The organism is Paenibacillus allorhizosphaerae (assembly GCF_042659105.1).
In the GTDB taxonomy this organism is placed as follows: domain Bacteria; phylum Bacillota; class Bacilli; order Paenibacillales; family NBRC-103111; genus Paenibacillus_G; species Paenibacillus_G allorhizosphaerae.
Genome location: NZ_JBHSRV010000003.1, coordinates 373216 through 385423, shown reverse-complemented (window position 1 = coordinate 385423; position 12208 = coordinate 373216). Strand labels below are relative to the sequence as shown.

The 12208-nt window shown below is 48.8% G+C and carries 11 protein-coding genes; 9 read left to right on the top strand and 2 right to left on the bottom strand.

Annotation, left to right across the window (positions count from 1 at the left end):
• Positions 1–11 precede the first annotated feature (11 nt).
• On the top strand, positions 12–761 hold the full coding sequence (locus tag ACFQI7_RS14980) for a helix-turn-helix domain-containing protein (RefSeq protein ID WP_218097721.1): 750 nt from the start codon (positions 12–14) through the stop codon (positions 759–761).
• 108 nt (positions 762–869) lie between these two features.
• Here ACFQI7_RS14980 and ACFQI7_RS14975 read toward each other — a convergent pair whose 3' ends face one another.
• On the bottom strand, positions 870–2198 hold the full coding sequence (locus ACFQI7_RS14975; RefSeq protein WP_218097720.1) for an ABC transporter substrate-binding protein: 1329 nt from the start codon (positions 2196–2198) through the stop codon (positions 870–872).
• A gap of 438 nt (positions 2199–2636) precedes the next feature.
• On the opposite strand from ACFQI7_RS14975, the gene ACFQI7_RS14970 reads away from it, so the two are divergent.
• The 5 genes from ACFQI7_RS14970 to ACFQI7_RS14950 all read left to right on the top strand — a co-directional run bounded on the left by ACFQI7_RS14970 (position 2637) and on the right by ACFQI7_RS14950 (position 7912).
• Complete coding sequence (locus ACFQI7_RS14970; protein WP_230414674.1) at positions 2637–3722, top strand: amidohydrolase family protein; 1086 nt, start codon at positions 2637–2639, stop codon at positions 3720–3722.
• Positions 3722–4117: a Rieske (2Fe-2S) protein gene (locus ACFQI7_RS14965; RefSeq protein ID WP_218097718.1), complete on the top strand. Its 396-nt coding sequence runs from the start codon at positions 3722–3724 to the stop codon at positions 4115–4117. Before ACFQI7_RS14970 ends, ACFQI7_RS14965 begins: the two co-directional genes overlap by 1 nt.
• 3 nt (positions 4118–4120) lie before the next feature.
• Positions 4121–5017 carry an AraC family transcriptional regulator gene (locus tag ACFQI7_RS14960; RefSeq protein ID WP_218097717.1) on the top strand — a complete coding sequence of 299 codons (897 nt, stop codon included), beginning with the start codon at positions 4121–4123 and terminating at the stop codon, positions 5015–5017.
• Between the two features lie 274 nt (positions 5018–5291).
• Positions 5292–6605, top strand: coding sequence for an ABC transporter substrate-binding protein (locus ACFQI7_RS14955; protein ID WP_218097716.1), 1314 nt, complete (start codon positions 5292–5294; stop codon positions 6603–6605).
• Positions 6606–6760: 155 nt separating this feature from the next.
• Positions 6761–7912 carry an amidohydrolase family protein gene (locus ACFQI7_RS14950; protein ID WP_218097715.1) on the top strand — a complete coding sequence of 384 codons (1152 nt, stop codon included), beginning with the start codon at positions 6761–6763 and terminating at the stop codon, positions 7910–7912.
• Positions 7913–8294: 382 nt separating this feature from the next.
• On the opposite strand, the gene ACFQI7_RS14945 is transcribed toward ACFQI7_RS14950, so the two are convergent.
• The gene (locus tag ACFQI7_RS14945; RefSeq protein WP_218097714.1) at positions 8295–9080 is read right to left on the bottom strand and encodes a helix-turn-helix domain-containing protein; all 786 of its coding nucleotides are present in this window, start codon (positions 9078–9080) and stop codon (positions 8295–8297) included.
• A gap of 224 nt (positions 9081–9304) precedes the next feature.
• Here ACFQI7_RS14945 and ACFQI7_RS14940 point away from each other — a divergent pair, with 224 nt between their 5' ends.
• The 3 genes from ACFQI7_RS14940 (at position 9305) to ACFQI7_RS14930 (ending at position 12194) form a co-directional block, all read left to right on the top strand.
• Positions 9305–10426, top strand: coding sequence for an amidohydrolase family protein (locus ACFQI7_RS14940; RefSeq protein ID WP_218097713.1), 1122 nt, complete (start codon positions 9305–9307; stop codon positions 10424–10426).
• A complete protein-coding gene (locus ACFQI7_RS14935) occupies positions 10426–10821 on the top strand; it encodes a Rieske (2Fe-2S) protein (protein ID WP_218097712.1) in 396 nt (131 codons plus the stop codon). The genes ACFQI7_RS14940 and ACFQI7_RS14935 overlap by 1 nt, the downstream gene beginning before the upstream one ends.
• A 62-nt stretch (positions 10822–10883) precedes the next feature.
• Positions 10884–12194 carry an ABC transporter substrate-binding protein gene (locus ACFQI7_RS14930; RefSeq protein WP_218097711.1) on the top strand — a complete coding sequence of 437 codons (1311 nt, stop codon included), beginning with the start codon at positions 10884–10886 and terminating at the stop codon, positions 12192–12194.
• The last annotated feature ends 14 nt before the right edge of the window (positions 12195–12208 follow it).

Genomic DNA, 12208 nt, shown 5'->3' with positions numbered 1-12208 from the left:
GGGGAGTATGCATGAACGTTTCACTCCATTTGTTTCATTCGGTAACCCGCACCGCCGACAGCTATATTCACTTTCATGCCCATAACGGTTACGAAATCGTGTATTACTTCAGCGGAAACGGCAACACGCAAATCGACAAAGAGAAATTCGAGTACAATGCAGGCTGCTTCGCGATCAGCGAACCGGGCGTCAAGCACGATGAATATCGTCGAACATCCACAGATGTCATCTATCTCGTATTTTCCTGCACAAACTCGGCGATTCCGCTTCAAAACGGCTTATACGGCGATCCTGACGGAACGATCGGCAGGCTGCTGCACCGGATGGCCGCAGAACTGTCGTCCAAGACGAAATATTACGATATTTTGCTTCGCTGCTTACTAGTGGAAGTCATTGTGGAAATCGGGCGGGTTACCAATCTCGAGTCGACCGAGGAAGCGGACAACAATTTGATCTATGCCAAAAACTACATCGAGCAGTATCACGGCGAGAAAATGGACCTGCAAGGACTTGCCAAAACGCTAGGCTACAGTTACGACTACTTCCGCCATTTGTTCAAGGATTACACGGGCTACTCGCCGATGCAATACGCCGTACAGCAGCGTCTGGAACGCGCCAAGCAAATGTTGACGGCCGGCAAAGAGCCGATCACGGCGATCTCGATTGAATGCGGGTTCTCCAACAGCCCGCAGTTTTGCAAGATGTTCAAGAGCCAATTCGGCATGAGCCCGAAGCGATTTCGGGAAACGTACAGCGTGTAAAAGACTTATTCGGGCATCGTTAGTATAAATGACCACGATTAAATCAGCAGAAAGCGGCTCATCTTCGATTGGAAGAGCCGCTTTTACAACCGGTGTTTATGCGGTGTGCTATTTCACTTTCGTTTTTTCCTCGCTTATTTTTTGGTTCATCTTTTCTTCCGCTTCCCGTAACGCGGTAACGACATTCGCTTTGCCCGAAGCGATATCGTCGAATGCTTTCGACATGATCGGATGCGCTACGTCATCGTACTGTGTGGCACTGGCAGTCGAAGCTACCCTCAATAGCTGCAGCGATTTCACGTTTTTAGAGGTGAGCAGCGGTGTGCCTTGCCCGAACGAATTCAAGACATCCTTGCTCTTGATCGTCGGATATCGCACGATGGCCGCACCATGTTTTTCAGCTTCGACCGAGGTAGCGGCAGCCAGCAAATGAATAGCTTGATTTTTCCATTTACTCGTTCTGGAAATGGCGAGCGACGCGCCCGAATACTGGTTTCCAATCCCTGGAGCTTCTTTAAACGTCGGAAGGGTCACAAGGTCTATACTCTCCCATTTTTGAACCAGTTCGGTGTTTTCCGGACTTGGAAAGTTGCCGAACGTAACGAGCATGGCAAGATTTTGATCTTTAAAAAAAGCGTTCTCGGCAGCGGGAACATTACCGGGAAGCTCATTTCCGGGTATCCGGTAAAAGCCCGTCAATGTATTCAGCATATCCTTCCATGGATCTGTATTGACAACGGCTTTCTCTGATTTCGGGTCGATATACGTCAGAGATAGCTGATTTAATCTCAATAACGTACGGATCATATCTAAGCCCCGATATTTCACCCCGCCATCCTCTCTGCTTAGCTTACGGGTTAGGTCAGCCACATCGTCCCAGGTCATGCCATTTTTCGGATACGCAACGCCGAATTTATCGAAAATATTTTTGTTGTAGTATAAAGACATCGGGAGATGGCTCCAGGGAAGAGCGTAGAGTTCGCCGCCCGGGGAATATTTTTTAATCGTCGCGATCATATTATCGTCAAAACGGGAAAGATCCACTTTGTTTTCTTTTGCCAGTGGTGTCAGGTCAGCCAGCAAGTCCATCTTATTATATGGGATCACCTGCGTGCTGTTGATCAACATAATGTCCGGGATCGTTCCCGCCAGCACGAGATCATTGATCGTTTGCCCTTTACCGGATTGAATGTAGTCGATCGTAACATTGGGAAATGCTTTCTTCATAAAAGGTTCTGTGTTCTGGCGGAAATACGTCTCGTTGCTTCCAGTTGCATTAAAGAAAACGAGTTTGAACGCTTCATTACGGTCAAAGCTGCTCTGTGCTTTATTGCTTTCTTTAGTATCCTTGACAGCGGCCGGATTGCCGCAAGCCGTCAATAAGGATAGGGCTGTAAGGACCGCTATCGGCAAGACGCCTCTCTTTTTTCTTTTCATCTCTAATCCCCCCATTTTATTAAAAATGCTCTCGTCAAAGTAAGCGATTACAACAAAATTGTAAAATAGATGGCTTCGCGGTTACATCGAGAATAATACGTTCTTTTTGTACAAAAGTCTTATGTTACGCTAAACTTTCGTTCTGACTGGTCCAAGCTCATTTTACATCCCGGAAAATAAAGAACAATGTATGCCGTAATTCGGGAGCAGCATCTCTGGATGAATTACCGGTTATGGAAGATTTGATACGGATCAGGATCAGATTATTTTACAAAAATAACGCATTATTCTCAATGTTGCCGGGAGGCATCATATCTTACAATTTGTAGTAATTCTTGTTCCGGAGCAAGGAGATTGCCGGATTTTTGTTTAAAACATGAGAATGAGGTGTGCTCTATGGGGAATGCGTCCAGCGCAGTTGAAACAGGGGGTCGAGAAATGCCGGGAATTATTGATACCGATGTGCATCAGACGTTAAGAAACAAGGAGGATATTCTAGCGTTTTTGCCGAAGGTTTGGCATGAGCAATATATGACGCATGGCATCGGATTGTCCAATCCATTTCCTACGCCGATCGGCGTGAACCGCAAGGATGCCGTACCGGAGGGAGGCGGCCCGGCCGGCTCGGATCCGCAATTTATGCTGAAGCATCATGTGGAAGCTTACGGAATCGAATATGCCATTCTTACGGGCGGGGGAGAGACAGGCGTAGCGCTGATACCTGACCTGGATTATGGCAATGCCATCATTCGTGCTTATAACGATCATTACATGGAGAAGTGGCTTAAAGCAGATCCGAGATTTAAAGGTTCGATTCTTGTGAACGCCGCCGATCCGGCCGAGGCCGCGAAAGAAATCGATCGACTGGCCGATCATCCCGATATGGTGCAGGTTATCTTATGCAGCGGAGCGCGCACTCCGTACGGACACAGGTTCTATCATCCGATCTATGAGGCTGCGGAACGTCATGGTCTGCCTGTTGCCTTGCATCCCGGTTCGGAGGGGAAAGGCATGGCGTATCCACCCACGCCGGTAGGCTATCCAACACGATACATGGAATGGCATAATATACTGCCGCTCACGTTTATGGCACACATCAATAGTATGGTGTGCGAAGGTGTATTCGAAAAGTTCCCCGGGCTGATGGTTGTCGCCATCGAAGGGGGCATCGCCTGGCTGCCGCATCTGATGTGGCGGATGGACAAAAACTACAAGGCGCTGCGCGCGCAAACCCCTTGGCTGAAAAAGCTTCCCTCCGAATACATCATGGACCATATCCGCTTGACGACTCAGCCGATCGAGGAACCTGGACGACCGGGAGAACTGCTGCAAATTTTCCACATGGTCAATGCGGAGAAAACGCTCATGTTTTCCTCGGATTATCCCCACTGGGACTTCGATAACCCGAAGGTGATCCTTCCCCCGATGCCCCGGGAGATGAAGGCAAGAATTTTGTCGGGGACGGCTTACGAGCTTTACGGTTCGAAGCTGAAGAAGCCGAGCCAAGCGGAGGTGAGCCGCTAATGGAGCGTTATCCGGTTATACGAGCCGACGAGCTGTCCGACGGCGGGCATAAGATCGTGGAAGTGAAAGGCATTCAATTCGGGATTTACCGGATCAAGGGCGAATATTACGCGTGGAGGAACGTTTGCCCGCATGCAGGGGCGCCGGTATGCCGGGGCAAGGTGTGCGCAACGAGACTTCCGTCCTTGGTCTACGAATACAAGTATGGCCGCGAGAATGAAATATTGCGCTGTCCTTGGCACGGCTGGGAGTTTGACCTCCTGACCGGTGAGCATTTGGTCGATCCGGAAACGAAGCTGAGGCGCGGCAAGCTGGAGCTGGGAAGCCAAAAGCAAGAAAATCTGGAGCCGGGCTTGCTCGAAGCCGATCAAAATTTCATATATATTTTGTTATAATGAGTGGGCGGGAACGATCCCTGCATATCCGATTGCGGGGATCCGGCTCCGACGCTCTCAAGCTCCGGCCCCCTGGCAACATTGATGGAGGTGCGTATGTCAGATACTGCAAACGATTTTAATCTTATTGTGACGAGCATTCCCTCTGTAGGCTATACCCGGCCGGATCCGAACTGGAAGGTAAATCTCAGCAACCGGAACTACCATATCATGGCTTTTTGCACGGGCGGCCAAGCTCAATATATGATAGATAGTAAGCAATATTCGGTAAAAAAAGGCGATGTGCTGTTTTTTCCGAAAGGAAAGCTTCACGCGGGCGTAAGTCATCCTACCGATCCTTGGTCGTTTTACGTTATTCTATTTGATACTTCATTTACCGATGATTACAGCGAGCGGCTAATCCACAGCCTGGACTATGTTATCCCAAAAACAAATTTTTCTGAATTGCTTCCCCTGTTTCAAGATATTTATCATGAATGGATCGCAAAAAAGACAGGCTATCTTCTAAGATGCCGATGCAGAATTATGGAGATTTTTTGCTTGCTGCTTCGCAATATGGATTTCCCCGAAAGAAATTCCCGACATTCCGAAGCCATTGACAGTGTTTTGAATTTTATGGCCGAAAATTATAAGGAAAATTATACGATAGATCAGCTTTGCCATTTGGTCGGGTACAGTCCCTCGCACTTTCAGTTTGTGTTTAAGAAAGTTACCGGTAAAACCGCCATCCAGTGCCAAAACGAAATCAAAATCAACAAGGCACGCGATTTGCTTCAATATCGAAGCTGCAATGTCACCGAAGCGGCGTTGCATGTGGGGTTCAACGACATTTATTATTTCAGCAAGCTGTTCAAAAAGACGACGGGATACAACCCCTCGGACTTTTTGAAGGACAGTTGAGCATGTCTGTAAAAGGGATACATCTTCAATTTTACATAGGACAGCCTCGACCGGCTGCATTTCCAATGAGCAAATCTTCCTCGATATGACGTGAGGAAGATTTTTTTTATTTTTTTTCTGGACGGATTATGCTGCAGCTGCAGCTCATCGCCAAACTGGTCAACAATTGTGTACATATCCGTCAATTATAGGCTACTCTGCTGTTCCTTTTTCAAGCTACAATAAAGGGGCTGGTGAAGTAGGAATGATCAGTTTACCTGGGGGGAGCGATCGTATGAAGAAACATAATAAAATAAAAATGGTCCATGTCAAAAGTTGGCTTCGTCGACTTTCGATGGGCATGCTGTTACTGCCGATTGTGGCCTGCAGTAATGGAAGCGGCACAGGAAAAAGCGGCAGCGACGCGGCAAGCATCGAAGCTAACAAAAGCAAGGAGCCGGTTCATCTGGTGTTTTATTCCACAGCGGCATGGACACAAGAAGCGTTCAACGAACGTTTCGGTGATGCCATGCGAAAGAGATTTCCCGACTACTCCATCGAATTTATCGCAAACGGAAAAGGAACTACATTCCAGGAGCTTCTTACCGCCGGAACGGTGATCGATATTTATTGGCAGGACGTGAACAGTACGATCCCTCAAATGATGGAATATGATCTGCAATACGATATGACGGATCTCATCAAGAAGCACGGGATTGACCTGAACACGCTCGATCCTGCATCGATTAACATTATCAAGGAAATGTCCGGCGGAAAAATGTATGCGCTTCCACTTGTGAACAATACTTCGGCGCTTTATTACAACAAAGATTTGTTCGACAAGTTTGGCATACCTTACCCTAAAGACGGGATCACATGGGACGAAGTGATGGACCTGACGAAAAAGATGCGAAGAACGGATAACGGTCAGGAATATTACGGACTTGTGAGCAATTTTCAGCCTCATGCGAATTTAAGCCCGCTCTCTGTTCCTCTTCTCGATCCGAAAACGGAGAAGCCGACGATTATGACCGATGAGCGATGGAAAATATTGTTCGATCATCTGATTACCGCCAAAAGATCATTGGACAACAAAACGGTCAGTTTCGTAAGAGACCGAAATGTAGCCATGGCGGAAGAACTGGCCAACATCTTCCTGAATAATGACATGACGGGCTACAATTGGGACTTGGTCGCATATCCCACCTTTAAGGAAGCACCGAACAAGGGGCCGCAGCCGCTTCCCACCCTCTTTGGCATTACGTCCGTCAGCAAGCAAAAGGAGGCGGCGATGGAGGTGCTGAAATATATGCTGTCCGAAGAGCAGCAGCTGAGCCTGTCCGAAAGAGCGATCATTCCCGTGCTGCAAAACGAAAAAGTGTTGAAGGCGTTTGGCACAAAGAGCAAGTATGCGAACGTAAATTTTCAGGCGATCCTGAAACGGAAATTTACTCCGATCGCGATGAAAACGAAATATGAAGCGAAGGTGCGCGATATATACGCCAAGTCCGTATTGGAGCTAGCGAAGGGAACCGTCGATATGAATACCGCTTTCAGGCAAATGGACGATGATGTAAATAAAATGATTACCGCGGACAAGGCGAAATAAGACAGATGAATGAGAAAGGTGAAGGCGGCCACCATAAACAGGTCAAGTTTTAAGGATAAAGCTGACAAACATCGGAAATCTTTTTCGCTTCCTCTGCGTTACACTGAACTCGCAACCTGATTCAAACTTATATTTCCGCTGGGAGGGGAAAGAAATTGAATTTGAAATTATCAGAAGAAAAAGCCAATCAGGCGGCGGTCCATCGCCCCAAACTGAAACGCTCGATCATTGACTGCGACATCCATCACTATACGGGCATGAACGTGCTGAAACCTTATATGCCGCGTGAATACTTGGAGCTTATGGAGACGATCGTCGGATCAGTGAGGCCGAACAGGGCACCGGTCGGCGGCGGGTTTAACGGGGGACTCGGCGGAAGAATGGTCGATTCCTTTCCTCCGGGAGGCGGCCCGGCTGGAAGCGACCTTGCTTATATGCAGGAGCATTATTTGGATCCGTACAACGTGGAATACGGTATTTTGACAGGAGAAGGCTTCGGGATGCAAAGCTCGGGCGGTTATGATTATGCAGCGGCGATCTGCAGTGCAGTCAATGATTACACCATCGATCATTGGCTAACGCAGGACAGCCGGTTGAAAGGCTCGGTATTTATAATGAAGCAGGATCCGACCTTATCGGTGAAGGAAATCGACCGTGTCGGCGGACGTTCCGATATGGTTCAGGTGATTGTCTCAAATGGAGCGACATTGCCGTACGGAAACCGCCACTATTATCCTATCTACGGAGCATGTGTGCGTCATAACTTGCCTTTTACGATTCATGTTGGAAATGAAGGCGCAGGCGTTAACGGGCCGCCAACCGGAGCCGGATACGGCTCCTATTATATCGAGTCGCGGGCGGCCCGTCCGCAAGTGATGATGGCACACCTTGCAAGCTTTATCTTCGAGGGCGTGTTCGAGCGGTTCCCAACGCTGAAAGTGGTGCTGCAGGAGGCGGGCGTCTTCTGGGTCGTGCCGTTTTTGTGGAGGCTTGATCAAGACTGGAAGGCACTACGCGTGCAAACGCCGTGGGTGAAGAAGAAACCGAGCGAATATTTCCGTGACCACATTCGCGTAACGACCCAGCCGATTGAAGAGACGCCGAACCGCGAATCGTTCGATCAGATGCTGGAAAATATGTGGGCGAAAGAGACTTTGATGTTCTGCAGCGACTATCCTCACTGGGATTTCGATTCTCCTCTTAAGGCTCTGCCACGGCTGGAGGACGAACTGTGGGATCGCATCTATTATCAGAATGCGGCGGAAATTTACAACCTGCCGCAGCGTAAGGCGGAGAGGAAGGAGTAGCAAGCATGACACAGCAGCACATTGTAGCACAAGTGTCGGAAATTCCGCCCGGCATCGTAAAGCTGGTAGAAGTGGGAGGACGCAGCATAGGTCGATCCAGTCATGGGAACCAAATCGTATGAAGTAACCGTCGTAACATTCGGTGTCTCCGTTGAGGAAGGACACGTCATCGTGCATATGTAGCTGGACGTTAATTAACCTGCATGCTTTCAATTAATAGTAAGTAGGGAGCTTAGCCCTTTATTTCTTCGGAAGTAAAGGGCTAAGCCTTTTGCCGTGCCATTCAAGTGCTTGAGCACGATCAACTCGCTGAACGACTGCATGATTTCTTATGGCAGTTGATTGGCTGAGGCTTATCACAGATAGGATATCGCAGCGGATATCATATCTGGTTGTTTCTTCTGAAATCGGATGCATTCATCCCAACCTTGGAACGGAACACACGGCCGAGATATGAGCCGTTCTCGTAACCGCATTGAGAGGCAATAGCTTCCAAGGTGTGGTCTGTTTCCAAAAGCAGCTTCTTGACTTTCTCGAGCCGCAAGCGCGTTGCATATTCGATCGGCGTGACGCCATATTCCAAACGGAAACGCCGGGTCAATTCGGATGGCTTGATGCCGAGTTCGTCCGCAATGGCTTTCATGCTCAATTCGTCAAAAAGCTGCCGGTGAATGAATCCGGCGGCCTGACGCATCCGATGATCTGTCCTATTTTTAGGCTTATGAACATGTTTTCTCTCTAGTTGGCTTAAATGCAGCAAATCCATCATCATGTGCATCGCAAGGCTCGTATCTTTCGATTTGCTTCCGTATTCACGCCAAGATTGGCGCAAGAAGGAGTACGTCGAGGAAAGACGGTTCACATTAGAGATGGTCACTTTGCCGACAGGCAGTGAGTCGAAGACGGGATCCGGCTCAAACAGCGGGATAAAGCAGAGCATGTGAAATGTAATGTCTTCAAGCGATTTACGCTTGAACATCGTCCCCGGCGGTATGAACACAAGATCTCCGAAGGAAGCCCGTCCGCTTTGCTTGCCGACCACATATTCGAATGCGCCGGACTCCATTCCAATAATGACATAATTATGATGGACTTCTGCAGATTTAAAAAAATCCGGCCTCGGTCCAAAGTACGCACACATGTCTAATCTGTAAGGATGCTGGTACAAACAATCACCTCACATAAACGCTTCCAAATAAACGTACCACAAACAGCCACCAAGAAAAATAGGATTTACCAAATAAAGTGACAAAATTATATAAATTGAGTGTGTTTATATTGAAACTTTGTGTGTGTAAGATGAAGGTAAGAGCTCGAGCATTCAAACTAAAAAGCGATAACCAGTATCATGCATGGACAGGTTAATCATCGGTCTGAAATGGAGTGGGGAAGATGAATCAAGCATCAGAAGTGAATGAAGCAGTAAATCGCGAACCGTTGGGGATTATCGATACGGACGTGCACCAGTCGCCAAAACGCAAACAGGATTTGCTTCCGTATTTGCCGAAGGTTTGGCATGAGCAATATGTAACCTATGGGAGCGGAGTGGCCAACTTATTCCCGACGCCGATCGGCGTTTCACGCAAAGACGCCACGCCTGATGGAGGCGGACCGGCGGGCTCGGATCCGCACTTCATGCTAAAGCATCATGTGGAGCATTACGGCATAGATTACGCCATTCTCACAGGAGGTTCGGAGGCTTCTTTCGCCTTGCACCCCGATCTGGATTATGCGAGCGCTGTCATTCGTGCCTACAACGACCATACGGTTGAGAATTGGCTCACGGTAGATCCCCGATTCAAGGGTTCGATCGCTGTCAATGTATCCGATCCTGAAGAGGCTGTGAAGGAAATCGAACGGTTGGGCGATCATCCCGACATGGTTCAGATCATTGTCTGCAGCGGTGTACGTGCGCCGTATGGTCAACGGTTCTACCATCCGATCTATGAGGCGGCGGAACGTTACGGTCTGCCGATCGCCTTTCACCCCGGAACGGAGGGTAAAATGTATCCGCCCACACCCGTAGGCTATCCGACGCGTTACATGGAATGGCATAATATGATTCCGCTGACCTTTATGGCTCACGTGAATAGCCTGGTATGCGAGGGTGTGTTCGAGAAGTTCCCGGGCCTTAAGTTTGTCGGCATCGAAGGAGGCATAGCCTGGCTGCCGCATCTGATGTGGCGGATGGATAAGAACTATAAGGCGCTGCGTTCGCAAACTCCATGGCTGAAAAGGCTGCCGTCCGAGTACATCAAAGAACATATCCGTTTGACGACACAACCGATCGAAGAACCGGAAAGACCCGGAGAGTTTCTGCAAATTTTACAGATGATCGACGCGGAGAAGACGGTCATGTATTCCTCCGATTACCCCCACTGGGATTTTGACAATCCGAAAGTGGTGCTTCCTCCCATGCCGCGCGAGCTGAAGGCAAGGATCTTGGCGGGGACTGCAGCCGAGCTGTATGGTTTGACGCTGAAGAAGACCGGCAAAGCGGAGGTGAACCGCTAATGGAACGATATCCGGTGATGCAAGCCGATGAGCTGTCCGACGGCGGACACAAGATTGTGGAAGTAAAGGGCATCCAATATGGAATTTACCGCATCGACGGTAAATATTATGCATGGCGGAACGTTTGTCCGCATGCAGGGGCGCAGGTTTGTCTCGGAAAGGTATGCGGAACAAGGCTTCCGTCTCTAGTATACGAATATAAATATGGGCGCGAAAACGAAATACTCCGGTGTCCGTGGCATGGATGGGAGTTTGATCTGCTGACCGGCGAGCATTTGGTCGATCCGGACACGAAACTGAGAAAAGGCATGCTGGAGGTGGGCAGTCCGAAAAATGAAAATCTGGAACCCGGTCTGGTTGAAGCCGACCAACAGCTCATTTATATTTTGCTATAAAGAAAATAGAGAGAAAACACAGGGGAACCATATTGAATTTAATGTCGGGGGACAAACAAAACATGGACAAATTTATTTGGGGGTCATTTGTAGGGCTGTCAGTCGTCATAGCACTTGCAACCGGTTGCTCGAATGCGGGGAACGGGAGCGGTAAAGGACCGGACGTCAAAAAGACAGCGGAACCGATTACATTAAACTTTAAGCCTTCGTACTCGATGACTGACGCTCAGGTGGAGACGTTCATTAAAGAGCCCGTAAAGAAGAAGTTTCCGCACATAACGATCAATGTCATCAAGTTCGGCAGCGGCGTTACATGGGAAAACTCGATTGTAGCCGATCAGATTCCGGATATTTGGGGAGCGCCGTATAAGGAAACGGAATTATTTGTCAAGCTGGGGATCTCCGAGGACTTAAATCCGTTCGTGGCCAAGCATAAAGTCGATATATCCCGGTTCGAGCCGACAGCGATGAGTACGATCAAAAGCTTTGCGGGCAAGGGCGAGCTTTACGGGCTGCCCTATGAAACGCATTACGGCGCGTTGTTCTATAATAAGGACATTTTTGATAAATTTGCAGTCCCTTATCCGAAAGACGGCATGACATGGGATGACGCGATCGCCTTAGCCAGAAAAGTGACCAAAACGGATAACGGCATCGCCTACATCGGTATGGATCCTTCATCGCCGGCAGCAGTTAACGTTGCGATAGGCGGTCCGGTCGGGAAGGGCGACACCGCGCAGGTGAACAACGACAATTGGAAAAAAGTGTTTTCAATGCTGAATCAGGCGTACGAGGTCCCCGGCTTTGTTCAGGGAAAAAAATACACCTACGGCGTGAACTCGTTTCTGAAGGACAAAAATTTGGCGATGTACGCGAGTTGGGAAAACGATGTACTGGGCAGAATGAGCGATATGCACAAGCAAGGCGATCTATTTAATTGGGATATGGTCACGCATCCGAATTTTAAAGAGAACCTTGGCCAGGGCAGGGATGCGGCTGCGCATGCGTTTTATATCAGCAACAAGAGCAAATACAAGGAAGAGGCGTTTGAGGTCATCAAGCTACTCATGGAGGGCGAGGTGCAGGGTATGATGAATCGGCAAGGCGTGTTGACGGTGCTGCCCAAAACGGATGAGGTGAAGCGCGACTACGGCAAGGAGATTCCGGTGCTGCAAGGGAAAAATACAGCCGCCATTTTCAAGATGACGCCGTCTCCCGCGGTTACGCATAAGTACTATTCCATTATCAGCTCAGAGCTCAGCAAAGCCTCGGGTTCCGTAGCGCTGAAGGAAAAAGATGTGAATACGGCACTGCGCGATGCGGAGGAAGAAGCGAACAAGAAAATCGCTGTGGAAGTGAAGAAGGAGCAGTGAAGAGGAATTATACA

What these genes read in the sequence shown, in the direction of transcription:
- ACFQI7_RS14980 (WP_218097721.1), top strand. Translation starts at nt 12, where the DNA reads ATGAACGTTTCACTCCATTTGTTTCATTCGGTAACCCGCACCGCCGAC.
- ACFQI7_RS14975 (WP_218097720.1), bottom strand. Translation starts at nt 2,198, where the DNA reads ATGAAAAGAAAAAAGAGAGGCGTCTTGCCGATAGCGGTCCTTACAGCC.
- ACFQI7_RS14970 (WP_230414674.1), top strand. Translation starts at nt 2,637, where the DNA reads ATGCCGGGAATTATTGATACCGATGTGCATCAGACGTTAAGAAACAAG.
- ACFQI7_RS14965 (WP_218097718.1), top strand. Translation starts at nt 3,722, where the DNA reads ATGGAGCGTTATCCGGTTATACGAGCCGACGAGCTGTCCGACGGCGGG.
- ACFQI7_RS14955 (WP_218097716.1), top strand. Translation starts at nt 5,292, where the DNA reads ATGAAGAAACATAATAAAATAAAAATGGTCCATGTCAAAAGTTGGCTT.
- ACFQI7_RS14940 (WP_218097713.1), top strand. Translation starts at nt 9,305, where the DNA reads ATGAATCAAGCATCAGAAGTGAATGAAGCAGTAAATCGCGAACCGTTG.
- ACFQI7_RS14935 (WP_218097712.1), top strand. Translation starts at nt 10,426, where the DNA reads ATGGAACGATATCCGGTGATGCAAGCCGATGAGCTGTCCGACGGCGGA.
- ACFQI7_RS14930 (WP_218097711.1), top strand. Translation starts at nt 10,884, where the DNA reads ATGGACAAATTTATTTGGGGGTCATTTGTAGGGCTGTCAGTCGTCATA.